16 protein-coding genes, 1 tRNA gene and 1 pseudogene are annotated in these 21289 nt (G+C 70.2%); 10 read left to right on the top strand and 8 right to left on the bottom strand.

Translation table 11 applies throughout. From position 1 onward, the window contains the following. Nucleotides 1-11 precede the first annotated feature (11 nt). On the bottom strand, nt 12-2912 hold the full coding sequence (locus tag MKK68_RS14960) for a M10 family metallopeptidase C-terminal domain-containing protein (protein ID WP_244030946.1): 2901 nt from the start codon (nt 2910-2912) through the stop codon (nt 12-14). Between the two features lie 271 nt (nt 2913-3183). Continuing rightward, nucleotides 3184-3342 (bottom strand): annotated as a pseudogene (locus MKK68_RS14955) (IS5/IS1182 family transposase); the annotation flags it as partial. 375 nt (nt 3343-3717) lie between these two features. On the opposite strand from MKK68_RS14955, the gene MKK68_RS14950 reads away from it, so the two are divergent. The 6 genes from MKK68_RS14950 to MKK68_RS14925 all read left to right on the top strand — a co-directional run bounded on the left by MKK68_RS14950 (nt 3718) and on the right by MKK68_RS14925 (nt 9789). After that, nucleotides 3718-3957, top strand: a complete 240-nt coding sequence (locus MKK68_RS14950) for a hypothetical protein (protein WP_147727275.1) — start codon at nt 3718-3720, stop codon at nt 3955-3957. A gap of 438 nt (nt 3958-4395) precedes the next feature. Next, entirely contained in the window at nt 4396-6855 is a 2460-nt protein-coding gene (locus MKK68_RS14945; protein ID WP_187274640.1) for a TonB-dependent receptor, read from the top strand. A gap of 3 nt (nt 6856-6858) precedes the next feature. Further along, nucleotides 6859-7542: a Fe2+-dependent dioxygenase gene (locus MKK68_RS14940; protein WP_147841747.1), complete on the top strand. Its 684-nt coding sequence runs from the start codon at nt 6859-6861 to the stop codon at nt 7540-7542. Then, the gene (gene exbB / locus MKK68_RS14935) at nt 7539-8495 is read left to right on the top strand and encodes a tonB-system energizer ExbB (RefSeq protein WP_244030943.1); all 957 of its coding nucleotides are present in this window, start codon (nt 7539-7541) and stop codon (nt 8493-8495) included. The genes MKK68_RS14940 and exbB overlap by 4 nt, the downstream gene beginning before the upstream one ends. Nucleotides 8496-8512: 17 nt before the next feature. Next, a complete protein-coding gene (gene exbD / locus MKK68_RS14930) occupies nt 8513-8971 on the top strand; it encodes a TonB system transport protein ExbD (protein ID WP_244030941.1) in 459 nt (152 codons plus the stop codon). Then, entirely contained in the window at nt 8968-9789 is an 822-nt protein-coding gene (locus tag MKK68_RS14925) for an energy transducer TonB (protein ID WP_244030940.1), read from the top strand. The genes exbD and MKK68_RS14925 overlap by 4 nt, the downstream gene beginning before the upstream one ends. A 147-nt stretch (nt 9790-9936) precedes the next feature. Here MKK68_RS14925 and MKK68_RS14920 read toward each other — a convergent pair. The 4 genes from MKK68_RS14920 to MKK68_RS14905 form a co-directional block, all read right to left on the bottom strand. Next, nucleotides 9937-10021, bottom strand: a tRNA-Leu gene (locus MKK68_RS14920). Nucleotides 10022-10173: 152 nt separating this feature from the next. Continuing rightward, nucleotides 10174-10917 (bottom strand): TetR/AcrR family transcriptional regulator, encoded by a 744-nt coding sequence (locus tag MKK68_RS14915; RefSeq protein ID WP_244030939.1) that lies wholly within the window; start codon nt 10915-10917, stop codon nt 10174-10176. A gap of 421 nt (nt 10918-11338) precedes the next feature. Continuing rightward, entirely contained in the window at nt 11339-14482 is a 3144-nt protein-coding gene (locus tag MKK68_RS14910; protein ID WP_244030938.1) for an efflux RND transporter permease subunit, read from the bottom strand. 10 nt (nt 14483-14492) lie between these two features. Then, nucleotides 14493-15704 (bottom strand): efflux RND transporter periplasmic adaptor subunit, encoded by a 1212-nt coding sequence (locus MKK68_RS14905; RefSeq protein WP_244030937.1) that lies wholly within the window; start codon nt 15702-15704, stop codon nt 14493-14495. A 192-nt stretch (nt 15705-15896) separates the two neighbouring features. Between MKK68_RS14905 and MKK68_RS14900 the strand changes: the two genes are divergently transcribed. After that, entirely contained in the window at nt 15897-16079 is a 183-nt protein-coding gene (locus MKK68_RS14900; protein ID WP_147841615.1) for a hypothetical protein, read from the top strand. Between the two features lie 90 nt (nt 16080-16169). Here the strand turns inward: MKK68_RS14900 and MKK68_RS14895 are convergent, their stop codons facing one another. Next, complete coding sequence (locus MKK68_RS14895; RefSeq protein ID WP_244030936.1) at nt 16170-17402, bottom strand: NAD(P)/FAD-dependent oxidoreductase; 1233 nt, start codon at nt 17400-17402, stop codon at nt 16170-16172. After that, nucleotides 17399-18361, bottom strand: coding sequence for a LysR family transcriptional regulator (locus MKK68_RS14890; protein ID WP_147727027.1), 963 nt, complete (start codon nt 18359-18361; stop codon nt 17399-17401). The genes MKK68_RS14895 and MKK68_RS14890 overlap by 4 nt, the downstream gene beginning before the upstream one ends. A 188-nt stretch (nt 18362-18549) precedes the next feature. Here MKK68_RS14890 and MKK68_RS14885 point away from each other — a divergent pair, with 188 nt between their 5' ends. The 3 genes from MKK68_RS14885 (at nt 18550) to rpe (ending at nt 21289) form a co-directional block, all read left to right on the top strand. Then, nucleotides 18550-19608, top strand: a complete 1059-nt coding sequence (locus MKK68_RS14885) for a class 1 fructose-bisphosphatase (RefSeq protein ID WP_244030935.1) — start codon at nt 18550-18552, stop codon at nt 19606-19608. A gap of 24 nt (nt 19609-19632) precedes the next feature. After that, the gene (locus tag MKK68_RS14880) at nt 19633-20493 is read left to right on the top strand and encodes a phosphoribulokinase (protein WP_147727025.1); all 861 of its coding nucleotides are present in this window, start codon (nt 19633-19635) and stop codon (nt 20491-20493) included. Nucleotides 20494-20602: 109 nt separating this feature from the next. Continuing rightward, nucleotides 20603-21289 (top strand): ribulose-phosphate 3-epimerase, encoded by a 687-nt coding sequence (rpe, locus tag MKK68_RS14875; RefSeq protein WP_244030934.1) that lies wholly within the window; start codon nt 20603-20605, stop codon nt 21287-21289.

The raw sequence follows: 21289 nt of genomic DNA, 5'->3' as shown, positions 1-21289 counted from the left end.
CGGTCGCGGCGTCAGACGAAGAACAGGTCGTGGACGATTCCCTTCAGATGGGCGTCGTTCGCCCAGTTCGAGGCGCCGACGAGATCGCTTGCGCGAGCCACGTCGTCCGGCACCTCGCCCTGCCCCTGTGCCAGCAGCGTACCGTTCTTGAACAGTTGCATCAGGCCGTGGCTGTCCACGCCGGCATGCCAGGTTGCCGTCTCACCCTCGACGATCGCGTCCGCGGCGGCGATCCGGTGTGCGACGCCCTTGTCGAAGATCTCGAACGCCATGGTGTCGGACTGCCCGACCTGCCCCAGCCAGATGTTGTCCGTCCCCGCGCCGTTGCCGGTGTCGAACACGCGCTGGAAGCCGCCCGCATCGAGGTCGTCGAAGCGTACGGTCGCGTAGGCGTCGAACGCGCCGTGGATCTCGGGAATCGCGTTGTGGGCCTGGACCTCGAGATGGTTCACGCTGCCGACCAAGGGGGTATCGCTGGCATAGTTGGACGCGCCGATCAGGCTGTGGCCGCGCACCACGTCCGACGGCACCGCGCCCTCGCCCTGCGTGAGCAGCACGCCGTCCTTGTAGATGCGCATCACGCCGCCCTCGTCGACGCTCGCCTGCCACAGCGCGGTTTCGCTCTGGGTGATCGCATGCTTGGCGACCAGCCGGTGCTTGATGCCGCCCTCGATGATCTCGAACGCCATGTCGGCGCCGTTCCCGACCTGGCCCATCCAGATGTTGTTCGTGTCCGCGCCGCTGCCGGTGTCGAAGATCCGCTGGTACCAGCCGTGTCCGAGATCATCGAAGCGCGCCTCGGCGCTGACCGAGAAAGCGCCTTCGGCATGATTCAGTTCGCTGTAGGCATGGACGTCGACCTTGCCGGCACTGCCGAGCAGCGGCGCATCACTCGCCCAGTTGGACCTGCCGACCAACTCGCTGGTGCGCACGACATCGGCAGGAACGACCCCGTGCCCTTCGGCGAGCAGGAGGCCGTCCTTGTAGAGCTTCATCACGCCGGTCTCGTCGACGCTCGTCGTCCAGTGCGCGTCCTGCCCGGCGACGATCGCGTCCTTGGCGGTGATGCTGTGGTCCTCGCCGTCGCGCCAGATCGAGAACACCATGTCGGTGCTGTCGGCGCGCTGGCCCAGGAACACGTTGTCCCGCTCGGCGCCGTTGCCGAAGTCGAACACGCGCTGCCACGCGCCGCCGGCCGGATCGTCGAACCGGGCGACGACGTCCGCCACGAAGGCGCCATGGATGTCCGCCGGATTCTGGGCCACGGTGACGTCGAGCACCTTGCCGATCAGCGGCGTGTCCCAGCCCCAGTTGGATTTGCCGACCAGTTCGCTGGCGCGCGCGACGTCGGCGGGGACGACACCCTGACCCTGCGCCACCAGCGTGCCGTTCTTCGACAGGAGCATCGTGCCGCCGTCGTCGACCGCGACCTTCCACGTCGCCGTCTCGCCCGCAACGATCGCGTTCGCGGCGGTGATGCTGTAGGGCCGGCCGTCGCGCCAGATCGCGAACATCATGTCGGTGCTGTCGGCGCGCTGACCCAGGAACACGTTGTCCTGCCCGGGGCCGTTGCCGAAGTCGAACACGCGCTGCCACGTGCCGCCGGCGGGATCGTCGAACCGGGCCTGGGCGGTGGCGGTGAAGGCGCCGTGGATGTCGGCGGCCAGCACGGCCGGAATGACGGTTTCCTGCTGCCCGACGCCTCCGCGCGCGCGCAACGCAGCCATCAGGTCGGCGACCGCGACCGTGCCGTCGTCGAACGACAGCATCTCGATGCCGCTGAGCGTATCCGTGCCGGTCGCCGCGCCGCGGATCGAGAAGCCGGCGTTCAACGCGGCGGGATTCCAGATCACGGTGTAATCCGCGCGGTTGCCCGCGTACACCGCCGTGTCGAAGCCCGTGCCGCCGACGAGCGCGTCGTCGCCGCCATTGCCGGTCAGCTTGTCGTCGCCGGCGCCGCCATCGAGCCGGTTGGCGACATCGTTGCCGATCAGGATGTCGGCCGCGTGGCCGCCGACCGCGTTCTCGATCGTGACGCCGTTGGCGATGGTGAAGCCGCCGGTGAACGTCTCGGACGTGCTCACCCAGCCGCCGCCGCCGATCTCCTCCTTCAGCATCGCGGCGCGCAGATCGATCTTGGAACGGACGTCGCCGACGTACGCGATCGAGTCGATGCCGCCGGTATCCCAGATCGTCGTATATCCGTGGTTGAAGTCGACGTCGTCGCCGAAGCGATAGACGGTGTCGCCGGTGGCGTTTTCGGACCGGCCGTACATGGCCTGCAGCGCGGCGATGTCGATCGCGGCATAAGAGCCGGGCTGGGCGTTGAGCGGCGTTCCGTAATCGACCCAGGGCGTGAACGGGTTGTCCTCGCCCAGGAATGGCGAGGTGTAGGTCATCACAGAGTACAGCTGAGAATTCAGCTGATGCCTGCCGGGATCGCCCGCCCAGGTCGCGCCATCCAGGACATTTCCGAAATCGAGGTCGTGACTGTGCTTGAGGCCCAGGGCATGGCCGGTCTCGTGGAACCATGTTTCCGAGTAGGTGCCCAGCCGCACCGCCGCGGCCGATCCGGCCACATTGGCGTTGATGCCGATGACGCTGTCGGCGCTGGTCACGCCCACCCACGGCAGCACCGATTCGCCGCCGCCGCCTTCCTCGAGCCTGAAGCTCAGATTGCCGCCCCATGCGACCTCGGTGAAGCGCAAGGCGGTGAAGCTTTCGATATTTGCGATGATCTCGCGATAGAACGGCTTCCAGTCGCCCTCGTCCATGTCCGGGACGCCGTTGCCGTTGATGTCGCTGTAGGCGAAGCTGTAGGTCAGGTCCGGTCCGATCCAGGCTCGCCCGACGTTCAGGCTGTCGATCACCGGATTGCCAAAATACCAGATGCCCGTCGTCTGCTCGGCCATGCTTCGCCCCCCGATATGCGCGCGTCCGCCGATCGCAGATCCGGCGCGCGATGCCGTCAGGTTTATTTTCCGAGGTTCGAACAAGCCGTTAACAGCCTCGCTCGATTCTCCGCAGATCGTACTTTTGCGGCTCGCGCCCGTTGCGCCGGCGCGCAGTCCTTACATCGAGTTAATACTGAAAATATCCACAGAACGAAGGCAATAATACAGTATATCTGCTTCGATCTTTACATAAGAAATTATGCCGATCTTGAAGCGCCTAACAGACCCGTCAGATCTGGTTGCGGGTCATGAGGCTTGCGGCGAGGGCAGTGAAGGCGTCGTGGATGTCGGCGCGTCGCTTGGAGCGGACGGGCAGGCGACGGAAGCGGTCGAACCCGGCATGGGTCCGCTCCACGACCCAGCGGGGGCGACCGCGCCTCTCACGGCTCGTCGCAATCGCGAACGCCTCGCCATGCCACGCGCCCTGCGCCGCCACCGCATCGTCGCCGGCACGCCGTTCGAAAGGGCGAGCGGTTCTCGGCTGACGCGCACACGGAGCGCCCCTAGGCGCCGATGCGGCTGCGCGCCACGGCCCGTGCTCTCGACCCCGTCCGCGGCGTCGGTCGTCGAAGCGGTAGCTGGCGTCATGCCCACGATGCCGGACGGTCCGCACGTCCGCACCCACGTGACGATGCCACTTCCAGAGGCGTCCCGCTTTTGGGATAGATCGGACCGTGCACGTCGCATTCGCGACCGTCCGGATGGATCGCTCGGCGATCCGGCGCCCGGATGGCGCAGCGCGTGCCTGGGACGGGGGACGACGATGGACGAACTCAACGGCCGGGTTCTCGGGCTGCAGATCCTGCTCACCGGCGTCATCGCCCGGATGGCGAGCGAGAACCGCTACCCGGTCGGCTTCCTCTCGGATTTTCGCGACGAGATCCGCGCCGTGGTGAGCGGCATCCGGATCACCGGGGCGGAGGACGAGGGCCACGTGCGAGCGACCGCGCTCCACGCGATCGACGAGCTGTTCTCGCTGATGAAGCCGCCGAGCCAGGATTGAACGGGTCCTGCGATCCGGAATCACCGGCGCAGGCAGGACGGACCGCGCCGCGTCGACGCCCGCCGGACGCAGCGGCGCCCGCGATGGGCGCGCTTTAATCCGAGCCGCGACGCGATCGGTGTGAATTGTGTCTCCCCAGCAACACGCGGGGCGGGACGAAAAGGTCTTAGCGATCCCTTGGACCTATTCCAATTCAGAAATCGGACCCAACGGCCTGCTGGGAATGGTCATTCCGGGGAACTCGTCGGCATCCCATCCGTCAACCTGGAATAGTTCCGATCTCCGATCGGGCCGATGATCGTCGTTCGGCCTCGGAAATCAGCCATAGTTTGGTTCTGTTCCAACATTCGTTCGTTGACGGAAGATCTTTCCCGAGCCCTTTGAGGCCATCGCATCGCCCGAGGACTGGCGCTGCGGGTGCCGGGGGGTCGGAAGATCGTGCAGAGCTCATCTCGTATTCCAAAGTCGCTGCGTCCTGCTGCCGATGGGCGTTACGCGAAGCTCAAGGAGCAGAAGGGCGTCATCGGCGTCGCCTGCGCCGTCGCGGTCGGCTCGGTCGGCAGCGCTGAGGCGCAGCAGGGGCCTGCATCCGCCCTGCCGCCCCTGAACATCGACGCCCCGATCACGCGGCAGCGGCCGCCCGCTCCGAAGCCCGGCCCGACCCAGGTCAAGGCACGCACGGCCCTGCGCCGTGCGGTGCGGGCCCGCCGTGTGGCGGCACCTCCGGTCGCGGCGCCCGCAATCGGCGCCGCCGCGACCGGCGCCGGCCTGCCGATCCTGGCCCGGGGCGACATCAGCGGCAATCCGTATGCGGACCCGGCCGCGCCCTACAAGGCCGACCGCCTGTCCTCGAACCGCTTCACGCAGCCGATCCTCGACACGCCGAAGTCGATCACCGTCGTCACGCGGGAGGTGATCGACGACAAGAACGCGACCAGCTTCCGCGACATCCTGCGGACCACCGCCGGCGTGACGCTCGGTTCCGGCGAGGGCGGCAACGCCTTCGGCGACCGCTTCTTCATCCGCGGCTTCGATGCGCGCAACGACGTGTTCATCGACGGCATCCGCGACCCGTCGGTCAGCGTGCGCGAGAACTTCTTCACCGAGCAGGTCGAGATCCTGCGCGGCCCGGCCTCGTCCTTCGCCGGCCGCGGCACGGCGGGCGGCGCGGTGAACGTCGTCACCAAGCAGGCCACCACGGCGGGCGACTTCTACAACACCGAAAGCCAGGTCGGCAGCGACAGCCGCGGCCGCGTCACGCTCGACTTCAACCAGGTGATCAGCCCGGCGCTCGCGGTCCGCATCGGCGGCCTGTACCAGGAATCCGGCGTCGCCGGGCGGCGGTTCGTGACCGACGACCGCGACGGCGCGGCGCTCGCCGTGACGCTGAAGCCGGCCGACGACTGGAAGTTCACCGCCAACTACGTCCACACCGACCTGAACGGGCTGCCCGATTTCGGGGTGCCCTTCAACGCCCTGTCGCGGCGGCCCTTCACCGAAAGCATCGTGCCGCGCGACACCTATTACGGCTTGATCAACCGCGATTTCCAGCACGTCCAGCAGGATACCGGGACGCTGACCGCGGAATGGTCGCCGACCGAATGGGTCACGCTCAGCAACCGGTTCCGGGCCGCGCACTCGGTGCTCGACTACGTCGGCACGCTGCCGGAGGCCCCGGTGATCCCGGCCAACCGCAACCTTTACGGCACGACGCTCAGCCTCAACCCGCAGAGCCGCTACCAGACGGTCGACGTCACGGCCGACATCTCCGACGCGACCTTCCGCTTCGACACCGGCCCGATCAAGCACACCCTGGTCCTCGGCACCGAGTTCAGCCGCGAGGAGGTGAGCCGCCAGGGCTATACCGGCCTGACCTCGGAACTGTTCTCAGGCAACTTCAGCGGCAACGGGACGCTTCGCGGCATCAACATCCTCACCCCGCCCAACACGCTGCCGTTCTCGACCCGGCCGACCAAGGCCGGCAACCCGACGGTCATCCCGGTCGACACGAAGGCCGGATACCTGATCGAGACAATGAACTTCAGCGATCTCGTGCTGCTCAACGGCGGGGTGCGCTTCGACGACTACGCGATCACCTCGTCGAACGACACCAGCTCGGTGTCGGCCCATTCCGGAAACCTGAACTACAACATCGGGCTGACCCTGAAGCCGACCTCGACCGTGAGCGTCTACGCCGCGCACGCGACCTCGTCGAACCCGGTCGGCGCGGAGCTCGACGCGTCGAGCTCCCTCTACGGCGGCCTCAATCCCGCCTTCGCCGGCAACCAGATCCTGGCGCCGGAGCAGAACACGGCCGACGAGATCGGGGTCAAGTCCGAGCTGTTCGACCGCCGCCTGCTCGCCACCGCGGCCCTGTTCAACACCGTCAAGGACAACGCGCGCGAGACGATCGGCAGCGGCACCAACGCGGTGATCTCGGCGACCGGCGCATACCGGGTGCGCGGCCTCGACCTCGAGCTGGCCGGCAGGGTCAGCGACCGGCTCAGCCTGTTCGGCGGCTACGTCATCATGGACACGCGGGTGACGCAGTCCGCGATCCCGCAGAACGTCGGCAGCCGGCTGGCCAACATCGCCAACCGCTCCTTCAGCATGCTGGCGAAGTACCAGCTGTCCCCGATGTTCGAGGTCGGCGCGCAGGTGGTCAACAACTCGCGGGTGGCGGGCGGCACGCTGGCGGCCAACGCCAACGTCCTGCCCTCGTACTGGCGCTTCGACGCCTTTCTCGAGGCGAAGGTGAACGAGAACCTGACGGTGAAGCTCTACGGCGCCAACCTCACGGACCGGCGCATCTACGACGCGCTGTACCAGAGCAACGTGCCGTTCACGCAGCTTCAGCCCGGCCGCACCATCTCGCTGATCGCGCAGACGCGGTTCTGAGCGATGCTGGTCTGCATTCCCGAGGTGCTGAGCAAGGCCGAGGTCGCGGAGTTCCGCGCGATCATGGACGCGGCGGAGTGGGAGGACGGCCGGTCCACGGCCGGCTCGCAGTCCGCCTTGGTCAAGCGCAACGAGCAGCTGCCGCCCAACGGCGCGGTCGCGCGGCGCCTCGGCGAGCGCATCGTCGGCGCGCTCCTGGCCAACCCGCTCTTCGTCTCGGCCGCGATCCCGCTGCACATCTTCCCGCCGCTGTTCAACCGCTACGGCGAGGGGCACCATTTCGGCGTGCACGTCGACAACGCCGTGCGCGGCGACCCGATGACGGGCCTGCGCATCCGCACCGATCTCTCGGTCACGCTCTTCCTCGCCGAGCCCGACACCTACGACGGCGGCGAGCTCATCGCGGAGGATTACTACGGCTCGCAGGAGGTGAAGCTGCCGGCGGGCGACCTCGTGCTCTACCCGGCATCGAGCCTCCACATGGTCACGCCGGTGACGCGGGGCACGCGGGTCGCCTCGTTCTTCTGGCTGCAGAGCATGATCCGCAGCCCGCAGGCGCGCAGCCTGATCTACGACCTCGACACCTCCATTCAGGGGCTCGTCGGGGAGCTGGGCCGCGACCACGCCGAGGTGGTGCGGCTCACGGGCATCTACCACAACCTGATCCGGACCTGGGCCGAGACATGACCGATCATCGACCCCGCCGGCGATCCGCGATCCGCGCGATCGCCCTCGCCCCCCTGCTCTGGCTGGCGCCGGCGCAGGCGCAGCAGCCGGGCGCCGTCCCGCCGCCGGCGATCGCCGCGCCGGCCGCACCCGCGCCGGCGAAGCCCGCGCGGCCGACCGAGGTCGAGGTCGGCGGCTCGGCCCGTGCGCCGCTGGCCGCCGAAGCGCCGCCGGCGCCGGAGCCGGGCCCGCGAAGGGCGATTTCCGCCTCGGCCCCCGGCGGCCACGAGCTGTCGCCGTGGTCGATGTTCCTGAACGCCGACATCCTGGTGAAGGTGGTGATGAGCGGGCTGGCGCTCGCCTCGGTCGTCACCTGGACGATCCTCGTGGCGAAGACGATCGAGCTCGGCCTCGCCCGCCGAAGCCTCGTGCGGGCGCTCGGCCGCGTCGCCGAGACCGGTTCGCTGGCCGAGGCCGAGCGGGCGCTCGGCAGGGGCGGCACGATCCTCGACCGCTTCGTCGGCACGGTCGCGAACGAGGTGCGGATCTCCAAGGGCCATGCGGAGGGCATCAAGGAGCGGGCGGTCTCGCGCTGCTCCGAGCTGGTGAAGGCGGAAGGCCGCCTCGCCCGCCGCGGCATGGGCGCGCTCGCCACGATCGGCGCGATCTCGCCCTTCGTCGGCCTGTTCGGCACCGTCTGGGGCATCATGAACAGCTTCATCGGGATCTCGCGGGCGCAGACCACGAACCTCGCGGTGGTCGCGCCCGGCATCGCGGAGGCGCTGCTGGCCACCGCCATCGGCCTCGCCGCCGCGATCCCTGCGGTGATCATCTACAACCACTTCGCCCGGGCGACCCGGAGCTACGGCGACCTGGTCCAGCGCGCCTCCGGCACGGCGATGCGGCTGCTGTCGCGCGAGCTCGAGCGCGGCGAGGTCGGGCGCCATGCGCCGCTGGCGCAGGCGGCCGAGTGAGCGGGGGGCCCTGAACCATGGCGATCTCACTCGGTGGCGACGAGGACGGCGACGAGTTCGGCGAGGCGCACGAGATCAACGTGACGCCGTTCATCGACGTGATGCTCGTGCTGCTGATCATCTTCATGATCGCGGCACCGCTCTCGACGGTCGACCTGCCGATCGACCTCCCCTCCTACAGCGCGGTTCCGCAGAAGCGACCGGACAAGCCGACCTACGTGACGATCAAGGCCGACCTCGCGGTCGCGATCGGCGAGACGCCGGTGCGGCGCGTGGACCTCGCGCAGGCCCTCGACGCGCAGGCCGATCCGAGCCGGGAACGGCGCATCTTCCTGCGCGCGGACCGCGCGGTCCCCTACGGCGAGATGATGGACGTCCTCGAGATTCTCCGCGCCGGCGGCTACCTCAAGGTCGCGCTCGTCGCGCTCGAAGGTCCGCCCGCGGATGCGGCGGGGCCGGCGCCACGGGCGCCATGACGGGCAGGATCGGCAGAGCACACGCGCTCGGGGCTTCCGGCACGGCGCGCCTCGGCTGGCCGCTCTGGTTGGCCGCGGGCGCGTTCGTGCTCGCGCTGCATGCCGGCGGCGGCCTGCTCGCGCTCGGCTCCGCGGAGCCAGACGAGGCCGACGACCTCGGTGCCGTCGCCTTGGAGGTCGGCCTGGAGATGACGGCGCCGCGGCGCGAGCCCTCGGACCTGCCGCCCGGGCCGGAAGCCGACGATGCGGCCGCCTCGCCGGCCGTCGTCCAGCAGAAGGCCGTCGACGACCCGACCGAGCTGCCGAAGGCCGTGCCGACCGAGACGGAGGACCCCGACCGGATCGTCTCGCCGGAGGCGCCCCTCAAGCCGCAGGAGGACGAGAGCAAGGTCAAGGTCGCCGAGACCAGCCCGTCGGCGGAGTCGGTCGCGTCCGAGGCCGCCGCCGCGCCGACCTCCGAGACGGTCAAGGAGGCTGCGATCGCGACCGCGCCCGTCCTCGGCACCGGCGAGAGCGCCCGCCGCGTCCGCACCACGTGGCAGAAGCAGCTCATGGCCCATCTCGACCGGCACAAGCGCTACCCGGGCGGCACCACGCATCCGACCGGCGAGGTGCTCGTGAGCTTCCTCCTCGACCGCGTCGGCCACGTGGTCTCGGCGACGGTGCTGAAGGGGTCCGGCGACGGCGCGCTCGATCAGGCCGCCCTGACGATGATGCACCGATCCGATCCGGTTCCGCCGCCACCGCCGCTCGTCGCGGACGAGGGGCTGACCTTCACGATCCCGGTGGTGTTTCGCGCCAAGCCGAAGGGCAAGTGAGACGGCCGCATCCCGTGCCGGCGACACCGGAGATCGCGCGGCCCGATCCCAGCGCGCAGGGGTGCTGAAACGCAAAAATCCCGCCCCGGGTCTCCGGGTACGGGATGCGAACCTAAACGCTGTTCGATCTTAACGGCTGTTTAGGATTGGTGCCCAGGAAAGGACTCGAACCTTCACCTCTTGCAAGACTGGTACCTGAAACCAGCGCGTCTACCAATTCCGCCACCTGGGCTCGCCGGGCGCTCGGCGCCGACGTAGGCTCGTTTAGGGGGTGGCATCGGTGGCGTCAATCGGGATTCCACATGTGCGGGCGTTCGACCGCCCGGTGTGATCGTGGCGCTCGCCTCGGCGCGGATGGCCGGCCCGATGGCGGGCGCCAGCGCGTCAGAAGCTCGGTGCCGGCTCGCCGTCCTCCACGTCCGGCGTGCGCGACCGGGACCGGCGATCGAGCAGCGATTGTCCGAGCGCGCGGAACGGCGCGACGAGCCGGCGGGCGTCCTCGGCGCGTTCCATGAAGCGCTCGCCGCTGCGGATCTCCTTGTCGAGGCGGGCCATGGTCCGGGCGAGCGACGGATCGTCGTCCTGCAGCCAAGTCTCGACCACGCGGGCGAAGGCGATGACGACGCCCTGGAGCTTGAGCCGGCCGAGCGGGCCCTCGGTGCCGATCCCGGCCGCGGCCAGCATGTACCGGTGGGAGTTCAGGGCCACGCCGTTCAGGGCCAGCATCGACAGCACGTCGCCGCGCAGCGCGAACGAGATGCGCCGCAAGGCCGGCTTGTACGGCGTCATCGCGTCGAGCCGGCGCATCAGCACGTCGAACAGCCGCTCGCGAGTCGGCTCCTCGGCGAGGTCGGCACCGTCCTCCTCGAGCACCTTGCGGTCGATGATCCGGGCGAGGCCGGCAAGAATCGCGCCCTTCGACGGGAACAGGTCGCGCAGCTCCGCCAGGCTCAGACCCGCCTCGCGGGCTATGTCGCCGACCTCGATGTCGTTCCAGGGCTGCTCGGCCGCCAGCCGCATCAGCGCCTCCACCGCCGCCTCGCGCGGGGGCAGCGTCGGCGGCTCGTGATGGGCGCCGGGATCCGCCGGCTTGCGGCCCTTCTTCGGCGAGCCTGCTGTCTCGGTCATGCGGCCTGCTCCTGGCTGATCTCGCGCGCGCTCCGAAGGGGCGACGCGCCTCGTGACGATCGACCCGCGAAACGGCCGATCCTGTCCCGCTCCCTATGTAGGGACGCGGGCGGACGAGGGCAGTGCCTTTGTGCGCGCTTGCCGCACGAGGGCGATGGCACGTCATGCCCATTGGGCGCACGCGAGGCGCGGTGTTCGACGATGGCGGCACGATCGCGCGCCGGCCTTGCCCGCCCTGCTCTCCATCGCGGCCGTGGTCGGCAACGCGGTGGTGGATCATGGGCCGAAGGCGCTTGCGGCGCCGGCGCGGTGAGCGACAGGCCTCTCATCGCGGGATGACGGAACCGCGAAGCGCTCGGATCGACCGCCCGAACGCGATGTCCGCGCCCCGATCGAAGATGCGCGTGCGCCGAAGCGTCCCCTACTCCGCGGCAACCCGAGGCGGCGCCGGGTAGCCCCGCCCATCGTTGGCGGGATGGCCGGAAGGCGCGCGCCCCGCCTCCTCCGGGTCGTCGCGCGCGCCGACGAAGCGGGAGAACAGGCGGACGATCAGGCGGGAGAGGTCGTCCATCAGCACGAAGATCGCCGGCACGAAGACCAGCGACAGGCCGGTGGAGACGATGAGGCCGCCGATCACCGCGATCGCCATCGGGGCCCGGAACTCGCCGCCGATGCCGAGCGCCATCGCGGAGGGCACCATGCCGGCGGCCATGGCGATCGTGGTCATCACGATCGGCCGCGCGCGCTTGCGGCCGGCATCGATGATCGCGGTGGCGCGGTCGACGCCGCGACCCATCTCCTCGACGGTGAAATCGACGAGCATGATCGCGTTCTTCGTGACCACGCCCATCAGCATCAGGATGCCGATGACGACGGGCATCGAGATCGGCTTGTGGAACACCAGCAACCCGAGGATCGCGCCGCCGATCGAGAGCGGCAGCGAGAACAGGATCGTCATCGGCTGCAGGAACGAGCCGAACAGCAGGATCAGCACGCCGAACACCATCATCAGCCCCGCGCCCATGGCGAGGGCGAAGCCGGAGAACACCTCGCCCATCACCTCGGCGTCGCCGGTCTGGCTGATGGTCACGCCCGGCGGCAGGGCCTGGGCGGTCGGCAGGTGCATGACCTGGTCGATCAGCGAGCCGAGGGCGTCCGAGCCCTGCATGTCGCCTTCCAGCGCCACGCGGATCGCCCGGTCGTAGCGGTCGATCGCGGTCGGGCCCTGCCCGAGAGACAGGTCGGCCACCGTCGAGAGCGGCACCGCGGCGCCGCCCTTGACCGGGACCTTGAGGGTCTCGAGCTGGGCGAGGTCGCCGCGCAGGGTCTCGGGCAGCTGCACCCGGATCGGCACCTGACGGTCGCGCGCGTTGAACTTGGCGAGGTTGGCGCCGATGTCGCCGATGGTCCCGACGCGCACCGTCTCGGCGATCAGGTCGGTGGAGACGCCGAGATCGGCCGCGACCCCGGCCTTGGGGCGGATGCGGATCTCGGTGCGGTCGAGCGGCGCGGTCGAGATCACGTTGACGAGGTGGGACACCTGAGCCGCCTCGCGCTGGAGGCGCTGCGACACGTCGGCGACCACCGCCTTGTCGGGGCCGGCGATGATGAGCGCGAGATCGCGCTGGCCGCCCTCGCGCAAAGCCCAGAACCGGATGTCGGGCTGCTGCCGCAGGGTCGCGCCGACGGCAACGTCGACCTCCTTCTGCGTGCGGTGTCGCGTGTTCTTCGGCGTCAGGTTGATGGTCAGCGAGGCGAGCCGCACCTCCTTCTTCCCCGGCAATTGCCGGCCGCCGTCGACGAACACGCTGCGGACCTCGGGCAGCGTCCGGATCTTGTCCACCAGCGCGTCGGTGACGCGCGTGGTCTCGGCGAGCTTGGCGCCGGGCGGCAGCTCGACCACGAACAGCGTGCGGGCCGCGTCCTCGGCCGGCAGGAAGCCGGACGGCAGCAGGCCGGTGGATAGGATGGAGGCGGCAAAGCAGGCCAGCCCCGCCACCAGCGTCACGAACTTGTGCCGCACCGACCACGCCACGAGGCGGGTGTAGCCGCGCATCACGACGCTTTCGCGCGTGTCCTCCGGCCCGTGGTCGCGCAGGAAGTAGGCGGCGAGCAGCGGCGTGATCAGGCGCGCGACCAGCAGCGACATGAACACGGCGGCCGCGATCGTCAGGCCGAACTGCTTGAAGTACTGCCCGGCGATGCCGCCCATGAACGAGACGGGGGCGAAGATCGCGATGATCGTCGCGGTGATGGCGATGACCGCGAGGCCGATCTCGTCGGCCGCCTCGAGGGCCGCGCGATAGGGCGTCTTCCCCATCCGCATGTGGCGGACGATGTTCTCGATCTCGACGATGGCGTCGTCGACCAGAATGCCGGTCACCAGCGTGATCGCGAGCAGGCTGACGGCGTTCAGCGAGAAGCCGAGCGTGCTCATCACCCAGAAGGTCGGCAGCACCGAGAGCGGCAGCGCCACCGCCGCGATCAGCGTCGCGCGCCAGTCCTTCAGGAACAGCAGCACGACGATCACCGCCAGCGCCGAGCCCTCCAGCAGCCCGAGCATCGCGGAATGGTAGTTGCCGACCGTGTTGGTGACGGAGGTGTCGATCAGGTCGAAGCGCACGCCCGGGTTGGCGGCGTGCAGCGACGCGATCCGGTCGGCCACGCCGACCGAGACCTCGGCGTCGCTGGCGCCGGCCGAGCGCGAGATCGCGAAGGCGACCACCGGCTCGCCGTTGAAGCGGGCGAAGGTGCGCGGCTCCTCGGCGGTGTCGGTGAGCGTCGCGAGCTCGTCGAGCCGCACCTTGCGGTTGCCGGAGACGACGATCGATGTGGCGCCGAGCGTGTCGAGGGTCGCCGAGGCCGCGAGCGTGCGGATCGACTGCTCCTGGCCGCCGACCTCGCCGCGTCCGCCGGCCATGTCGGCCGAGGTCAGGCGCAGCTGCCGGTTGACGTCGGCCGCGGTGATGCCGAGCGCGAGCAGCCGGTCGGGCTTCAAGGTGACGCGGACCTCGCGGGCGACGCCGCCGAGGCGCTCGACGCCGCCGACGCCGCGCACGCCCTGGATCGACCGGGCGACCACGTCGTCGACGAACCACGACAGGTCCTCCGGCGTCATCGCGGGCGCGGACGCGCCGTAGACCATGATCGGCAGGCCGGCGATCTCGACGCGGTTGATGATCGGCTCGTCGATGGTCCGCGGCAGGTTCAGGCGGATCTTCGAGACCGAATCCTTCACGTCGTTGATGGCCCGATCGGTGTTCACCTCGAGCCGGAACTCGATGGTGGTGACCGACGAGCCCTCGGTGATGGTCGAGAGGATGTGCTTGACGCCCTTCACGCCCGCCACCGAATCCTCGACCCACTTCGTGACCTGGGTCTGAAGCTCGGAGGGCGCCGCGCCCGACTGGGTGATCGTCACCGAGACGATCGGGATGTCGATGTTGGGAAAGCGCGTGATCGGCAGGGAGCGGAAGCTAACGAAGCCGAGCAGCATCAATACGAGGAACAGGACGATCGACGGCAGCGGCCGGCGGATCGACCAGGCGGAGATGTTGAGGCGCATGACGTCGCCCCTAGCGCGCGGTCGCGTCGGCGAGCGGCGTCAGGGTCTCGGACGGCACGGGCCGCACCCGGTCGCCGTCGCGCAGGAAGCTTCCGGCGCGCGCGACGACGGTTTCGCCGGCGGCAAGCCCGCTGCGAACCTCGGAGAACCCCGCGGCGGAGAGGCCGGGCACGACCTTGCGCGCCTCGACCCGCTCGTCCTTCACCACGAGGACCCCGGCATTGCCGTCGGCCGCGAACAGGAGGCTGGAGACCGGGACCGCGACGCCGGTTCGCCGCGCCACCTCGACGGTGCCGCGACCGAAGGCGCCGATGCGGAGCGCGGGATCGTCGCCGAGCGCGATCCGGACTTTGCCCAGCCGCGTGGTGCGGTCGACCTCCGGGTAGACCCGGCGGACCTTGCCGACGATCTTGCGCCCGTCCTCCAGGTCGAGCTGGGCCGGATCGCCGATCTTGATCCGCGGCAGCCAGGTCTCCGGCACCTCGCCTTCCAGCTCGATCTCGCCGCGCGCGATCAGGCGGAACAGCGGCTCGCCGGCCGCGGTCGCGGTTCCGCCGACGCGGGCGGTGCGGCGGTTCACGATCCCGGCTTCCGGCGCGCGGATCGCGGCGCGGGCGCGCTTGAGCGCGATCTCGGCACCCGAGGCCTTGGCGGTGGCGAGATCGGCCTCTGAGGCCTGCAGGCCGCCACGGGCCGAGGCGAGCCTGCCGTCCGCGCCCTGTGCCGCGGAGACGCGCTGCTCGAGGATCGCGGCGGTGGCGTTCCCAGTCTTGATCAGGGCCTGGGCGCGCTCCAACGACAGCCGCGCCTCGGTCTGGGCCGCCTCCGACTGCACGATCTGGCTCTTGGCCTGAACGATCGCGGCGTCGGCCCGGGCGACCGCCGCCGCGTTCGCGGCTTCCTGGGTCGCGATCATCTCGGTGGAGAGTTTCGCGAGCACCTGGCCGGCGGCGACCCGGTCGCCCTCCTCCGCCAGCAGCTCGATGATGCGGAAGCCCTCGATCTCCGGCGACACCAGGATCTCGTCGCGCGGCACCAGCGTGCCGGTGATGACCGCCCGCTCGACGATCTCCCGCGTCTGGGCCGGCACGACGCTGATCGCCGGCGCGATGGATTGCGGCTCGGGCACCGCCGCCGTCTCGACCGCGCCGGCGGTCGATGCGCCCGCGCAGAAGGCCGCCGCGAGGCCGGCGACACGCAGGGCGGCAACGAAGGATCGCATCACGGCAGTGGTCTCGCTGGCGGCCGCGGGCTCGCCTGAGCCTGCCCTGTCGCACCGCAGCCCGGCGTTTTGAAGGCACGCGCCGACGCCCCGGGGAGCGTAGACGACGGCCTGGAAATAGGCGGCCGAATACCTGCAACCGCGCCGCATTGAGGACGTTAAGCTTTCAACATCCCATGCGACGGGGCTCCCATGAGCATCTTCCAGATTCGTCAGACCAAGAACGGCATCGTCCTGTGGACCGGCTCGGCCGACGACGAGGCGACCGCCCTCGACGCGATGGCGCGCGAGGCCGGCTACCGCGACTTCCTCGCGCTGCCGGAATCGGTCCGCAGCAACGGCCTCGAAGCCGCGAAGCTCGACCTGATCTCCTGAGGGCGATCGCCCGGCCCGGGCGGGTCGGGCCTCACCCAATCCGACGACCATCGACCCCGTTCGGCCCCGGCCGTGCGGGGTCGATGCGTTTCACGCCACCGCGAACGCCTTGAGGTCGAAGGCGGGGTCGGCGGCCTGCTCCGGCGTCGGCGTCCGTCCGGCGCCGAGGATGCGACGGGCCATCATATGGTCGCCCGCGCGGTTGATCGACTCGACCGCGACCAGGCGCGCGCCGCGGTAGCGGAACACCGAGAACGCCTCGCCGGCACCCCGCCGGACCGACAGGTCCGACGGCCCCGAGAGGCCGGCGATCTGCAGCTTGTAGCGACCCTGGTCGCTCCAGAACCACGGCAGCGCCGCGTAGGCTGCCGGCCGGCCGGCGAGGCGGGCCGCGAGGCACCGCCCCTGGTCGATCGCGTTCTGCACCGATTCGATCCGCACGGTGCCGTCCGCGGACAATCCCGTCGCGAAGGCGCTGGGATGGCGCGTACAGTCGCCGATCGCCGAGATCGCCGGGTCGTCGGTGGCGAGAAACGCGTCGACCCGGATGCCGTCCGCGACGGACAGGGCGGCCTCGGCCGCGAGCTCTTGGTTCGGCAGCACGCCAATCCCGACCACGACGAGGTCGGCAGGCAGCTCGCGATCGTCCGACAGGCGGACGGCGCCGGCGCGGCCGCCCTCCCCCGCGATCGACGCGACGCCGGCACCGAAGGCGAAGCGGACGCCGAGCCCCTCGTGCGCGCCGCGGAAGAAGGCCCCGGTCTCGGTCGAGACCGCCCGCGCCATCGGGCGGTCGGCGGCCTCGATCACCGTCACGTCGAGGCCGCGCGCGGCGGCGACGGCCGCGAACTCGAGGCCGATGAAGCCGGCGCCGACCACGACGATCCGCCGCGCGATCTCCAAGGCCGCGCGCAGGGCGTCCGCGTCGGCGAGGTCGCGCAATTGGCGCACGCCGGCAAGGTCGGCGCCGGGCACCGGCAGCGGGCGGTTGCGCGCGCCGGTGGCGAGAACGAGGTGATCGTACGGGAGGACGGTCCCGTCGCCGAGCCGCAGCGTTCTGGCCGCCCGGTCGATCGCGACGGCCCGGGTCTGCGAACGGACCGCGATGCGGTGCTCGGCGTAGAAGGCGTCGGGGCGAAGGTGCAGCCCCACGGCGTCGGTCTTGCCGGCGAGATAGGCCTTCGACAACGGGGGCCGCTGATACGGGAGGTTCGACTCGTCGGCGACGATGGTGACGGGATCGGCGAACCCGGCCTCGCGCAGCGACGCGGCGACCTGGAACCCCGCCTGCCCGCCCCCGACGACGACGAGGCCGGCGCTCACGCCCTGCCCCCGGCGGCGATCGCGGCGACCGTCTCCTGGCCGAGCACCTCGACCCCCGGCAACCAGCGGGCGCCGTCCTGCATCAGGTACTCCCAGAACGCGGCGGCCGCCGGACCCAGGACCTTGTCGGCCCGGCGGACCGCGTACCAGTCGCGCCGGATCGGGAGGCCCTGGACGTCGAGCAGAACCAGACGGCCGGCCTCGACCTCGGCGGAGACCGTGTGCGCGGAGAGCAGCGCGATCCCGAGCCCGGCCATCACCGCCTGCTTGATCGTCTCGTTCGAGCCGGAATCGATCCCGAGCTTCGCCCGCTTGATGATGATCCCGTTCATGAATTCCTCGAACACCGTGCGGGTGCCCGATCCGTCCTCGCGCACGAGGTAGGCTTCCTCGGCGATGTCGGCCTTGGTCAGCCCGCGGCGCCCCGCCAGGGGGTGGTTGGGATCGGCGATCAGCACCAGGGGGTGCGGCCCGAAGATCTCGGCCTCGATCGCGAAGTCGCGCGGCGGCCGGCCCATGATCGCGAAGTCGATCTCGTAGTTGCGCAGCGCCTCGACCGTGTTGCCGCGGTTGCGCACCGACAGGTTGATCTCGACGCCGGCATGCGCCTTCACGAAGCCGGCGATCACCTGCGGCGCGAAGTACTTCGCGGTCGAGACCACGCCGAGCGTCACCCGGCCGCCGGCGCCGCCCTTGAGGATGCGGAGCTTGTCGGCGCAGGTCTCCAGCACGGTGTTGATGCTGTCGATCGCCCACAGCATCTCGCGGCCCGCATCGGTCGGCTTCAACCCGGTCGGCGTCCGGTCGAACAGCAGCAGGCCCGCCTCCTCCTCCAGCTGGCGGATGCGGGCATAGAGGGCGGCCGAGGTGACGTTGAGCTCCTGGGCGGCCCGCGTCATGGTGCCGAGACGTGCCACCGCCGCGACGGCCTGAAGTTGCTTGAGGGACAGGTTGCGCATGCGCTGTTTTTAGTTTTTTTGTAATCGGCCGCAAGAAGTTTTAGATTTCTTGCCCACAGGCGGCGTCGGTCCCTGGTGAAGGGCGACCCGCGTGCGGTATCCTGCCGGCTTTCGGGCAGGTAAGGCGTGCGGCAGGCGCCGTCGCACGCATGACGGCGCGGCAGGATCTCGGGCGGAAAGGCAAGCGGATGTCGACAGGTTCACCGGCACTCGGATCGCGGCTCGATGCATGCCTCGCCGAGGCTGTCGCGGCGGAGCCGCACTTGGCCGACACCGCCGCCGTGATCGCCGCGATCGCGGCGGCCTCCATCGACATCAGCGAGGTCATCGGGCGCGGAGCGCTCGGGGGCGACCTCGCGGCGGCCGGCGAGCACAACAGCGACGGCGACGTGCAGAAGGCGCTCGACGTGATCGCCCACCGGCGCGTCACGGAAGCCCTCCAGGGCGCGCCCGTCGCCGAGGTCGCCTCCGAGGAGGCCGAGGGCGTGATGCACCTCAACGCCGGGGCGCCGCTCGCGGTCGCGATCGACCCGCTCGACGGCTCGTCGAACATCGGCGTGAACATGGCGGTGGGCACCATCTTCGGCATCCGCCCGGCCGTGACCGCCGAGGGCGACCCGATCGCCTCCTTCACCACGCCCGGCACGGCGCAGACGGCGGCCGGCTTCGTCACCTACGGGCCGGCCACGGCGCTGATCCTGACGCTGGGCCACGGCACCCAGGTCTACGTGCTCGACCGTGCCGAGCGCGCCTTCCGCCTGACCCATGCCGCGCTCGAGGTGCCGGCGGCCGCCAAGGAATACGCGATCAATGCCTCGAACGCCCGGCACTGGGACGGCCCGATCAAGGCCTACATCGAGGATTGCCTGCGCGGCGCCGAGGGCCCGCACGACAAGGACTACAACATGCGCTGGCTCGGCTCGCTGGTGGCCGACGCGCAGCGCGTTCTGATGCGCGGCGGCGTGTTCCTGTACCCCGGCGACGGGCGCAAGGGCTACGCGCAAGGGCGCCTGCGCCTGCTCTACGAGGCTGCCCCGATCGCCATGCTGATGGAGCAGGCCGGCGCCGGCGCCACCGACGGCGAGCGCCGCATCCTCGACATCGCCGCCGCCGGCATCCACGAGCGCGTGCCGCTGGTCTTCGGCTCGGTCGAGGAGGTCGCCAGCGTCGCCAAGTACTACGACGGGCGCAACCACGCCGCCGGGCGCTCCCCCCTGTTCGGGCAGCGCGGGCTGATGCGCTCGTGACCTCGGGACACGCCCGGTAGCAGCATGTCGGCGCGGCATCCGATCATCTCGGTCACCGGTTCCTCGGGGGCCGGCACGACCTCGGTGCGCAACACCTTCGAGCAGATCTTCCGGCGCGAGGACGTGTCGGCGGTCTACATCGAGGGCGACGGCTTCCATGCCTTCGACCGCGAGACAATGCACGCGATGATGGCGGCGGAGCCGACGCTGTCGCACTTCGCGCCGCGCGCCAACCTCCTGCCGGAGCTCGAGGAGGTGTTCCGCACCTACGGCGAGTCCGGGCGGGGCCGGACCCGGCACTACGTCCACGACGTCGAGGACGCCGCGCGCTACGGGCGGCCGCAGGGCAGCTTCACCGAGTGGGAGGATTTCGCGCCCGGCTCCGACCTGCTGTTCTACGAGGGCCTGCACGGCTGCGTCGTCGACCAGACCCTGGACCTCGCGCGCTACCCCGACCTGAAGATCGGCGTCGTGCCGGTGATCAACCTCGAATGGATCCAGAAGCTGCACCGGGACCGGTCGTTCCGGGGCTATTCGACCGATGCGGTCACCGACGTGATCCTGCGGCGGATGCCGGATTACGTGCAGACCATCTGCCCGCAATTCTCCTGGACCGACATCAACTTCCAGCGGGTGCCCACGGTCGACACCTCGAACCCGTTCATCGCCCGCTGGATCCCGACGGCCGACGAATCGATGGTGGTGATCCGCTTCAAGGACCCCAAGGGCATCGACTTCTCGTACCTGCGCTCGATGCTCGAGGGCAGCTTCATGAGCCGGGCCAACTCGATCGTCATCCCCGGCGGCAAGCTCGACCTCGCGATGCAGCTCATCCTCACGCCGATCATCATGCAACTCGTCGAGCGCAAGCGCCGGCTCGCCTGACCGCACGGGTCGTCGCGGGCAAAAAGTCCGGCTGTTTTGGCCGGGCTTCCCCACCCCTCATCAGCCCGCGCGAGGGCGTGTCGGCCCCGCGCGTCTCGGAACCTGCCGCATGCCAAAGGCCATCATCGCCCCCTCGATCCTGTCGGCCGACTTCGCACGGCTGGCGGAGGAGACCCGCGCCGTGGACGCGGCCGGCGCCGACTGGATCCATCTCGACGTGATGGACGGGCATTTCGTGCCCAACATCACCTTCGGGCCCCCGGTGGTGAAGGCCTTGCGCCCGCACACGAAGAAGTTCTTCGACGTGCACCTGATGATCGCGCCGGCCGACCCCTACCTCGCGGCCTTCGCGGACGCCGGCGCCGACGGCATCACCGTCCACGTCGAGGCCGGGCCGCACAGCCATCGCTCGCTCCAGACCATCCGGGGCTTGGGCAAGCGCACCGGCATCGCGCTCAACCCGGGAACGCCCGCCGCGATGGTCGAGCCGCTGCTCGACCTCGCCGACATGGTGCTGGTGATGACGGTGAACCCGGGCTTCGGCGGCCAGAGCTTCCTCGGAAGCGCGCTGGAGACGGTGGCGCGGGTGAAGGCGATGATCGCGGGCCGCGCCATCGATATCCAGGTCGACGGCGGCGTCGACGCCGAGACGGTCGGCCGTGCGACGGCCGCCGGCGCCAACGTGTTCGTCGCCGGCAACGCGGTGTTCAAGGACGGCCCCGACCGCTACGCCGAGCGGATCGCCGCGATCCGCGCCGGCGCCGAGGCGGCGAGCGGCCGGGCGATCCGATGCTGA

Origin of the sequence: Methylobacterium sp. E-016, from assembly GCF_022829745.1 — a bacterium.
Taxonomy (GTDB): domain Bacteria; phylum Pseudomonadota; class Alphaproteobacteria; order Rhizobiales; family Beijerinckiaceae; genus Methylobacterium.
The sequence above is the reverse complement of the archived record's forward strand: the minus strand, read 5'-3'. Positions and strand labels throughout refer to the sequence as shown.

Excerpts from the sequence above, each read along its gene's own strand:
- MKK68_RS14960 (WP_244030946.1), bottom strand. The coding sequence starts at position 2,912 with ATGGCCGAGCAGACGACGGGCATCTGGTATTTTGGCAATCCGGTGATC.
- MKK68_RS14950 (WP_147727275.1), top strand. The coding sequence starts at position 3,718 with ATGGACGAACTCAACGGCCGGGTTCTCGGGCTGCAGATCCTGCTCACC.
- MKK68_RS14940 (WP_147841747.1), top strand. The coding sequence starts at position 6,859 with ATGCTGGTCTGCATTCCCGAGGTGCTGAGCAAGGCCGAGGTCGCGGAG.
- exbB (WP_244030943.1), top strand. The coding sequence starts at position 7,539 with ATGACCGATCATCGACCCCGCCGGCGATCCGCGATCCGCGCGATCGCC.
- exbD (WP_244030941.1), top strand. The coding sequence starts at position 8,513 with ATGGCGATCTCACTCGGTGGCGACGAGGACGGCGACGAGTTCGGCGAG.
- MKK68_RS14925 (WP_244030940.1), top strand. The coding sequence starts at position 8,968 with ATGACGGGCAGGATCGGCAGAGCACACGCGCTCGGGGCTTCCGGCACG.
- MKK68_RS14915 (WP_244030939.1), bottom strand. The coding sequence starts at position 10,917 with ATGACCGAGACAGCAGGCTCGCCGAAGAAGGGCCGCAAGCCGGCGGAT.
- MKK68_RS14910 (WP_244030938.1), bottom strand. The coding sequence starts at position 14,482 with ATGCGCCTCAACATCTCCGCCTGGTCGATCCGCCGGCCGCTGCCGTCG.
- MKK68_RS14905 (WP_244030937.1), bottom strand. The coding sequence starts at position 15,704 with ATGCGATCCTTCGTTGCCGCCCTGCGTGTCGCCGGCCTCGCGGCGGCC.
- MKK68_RS14900 (WP_147841615.1), top strand. The coding sequence starts at position 15,897 with ATGAGCATCTTCCAGATTCGTCAGACCAAGAACGGCATCGTCCTGTGG.
- MKK68_RS14890 (WP_147727027.1), bottom strand. The coding sequence starts at position 18,361 with ATGCGCAACCTGTCCCTCAAGCAACTTCAGGCCGTCGCGGCGGTGGCA.
- MKK68_RS14885 (WP_244030935.1), top strand. The coding sequence starts at position 18,550 with ATGTCGACAGGTTCACCGGCACTCGGATCGCGGCTCGATGCATGCCTC.
- MKK68_RS14880 (WP_147727025.1), top strand. The coding sequence starts at position 19,633 with ATGTCGGCGCGGCATCCGATCATCTCGGTCACCGGTTCCTCGGGGGCC.
- rpe (WP_244030934.1), top strand. The coding sequence starts at position 20,603 with ATGCCAAAGGCCATCATCGCCCCCTCGATCCTGTCGGCCGACTTCGCA.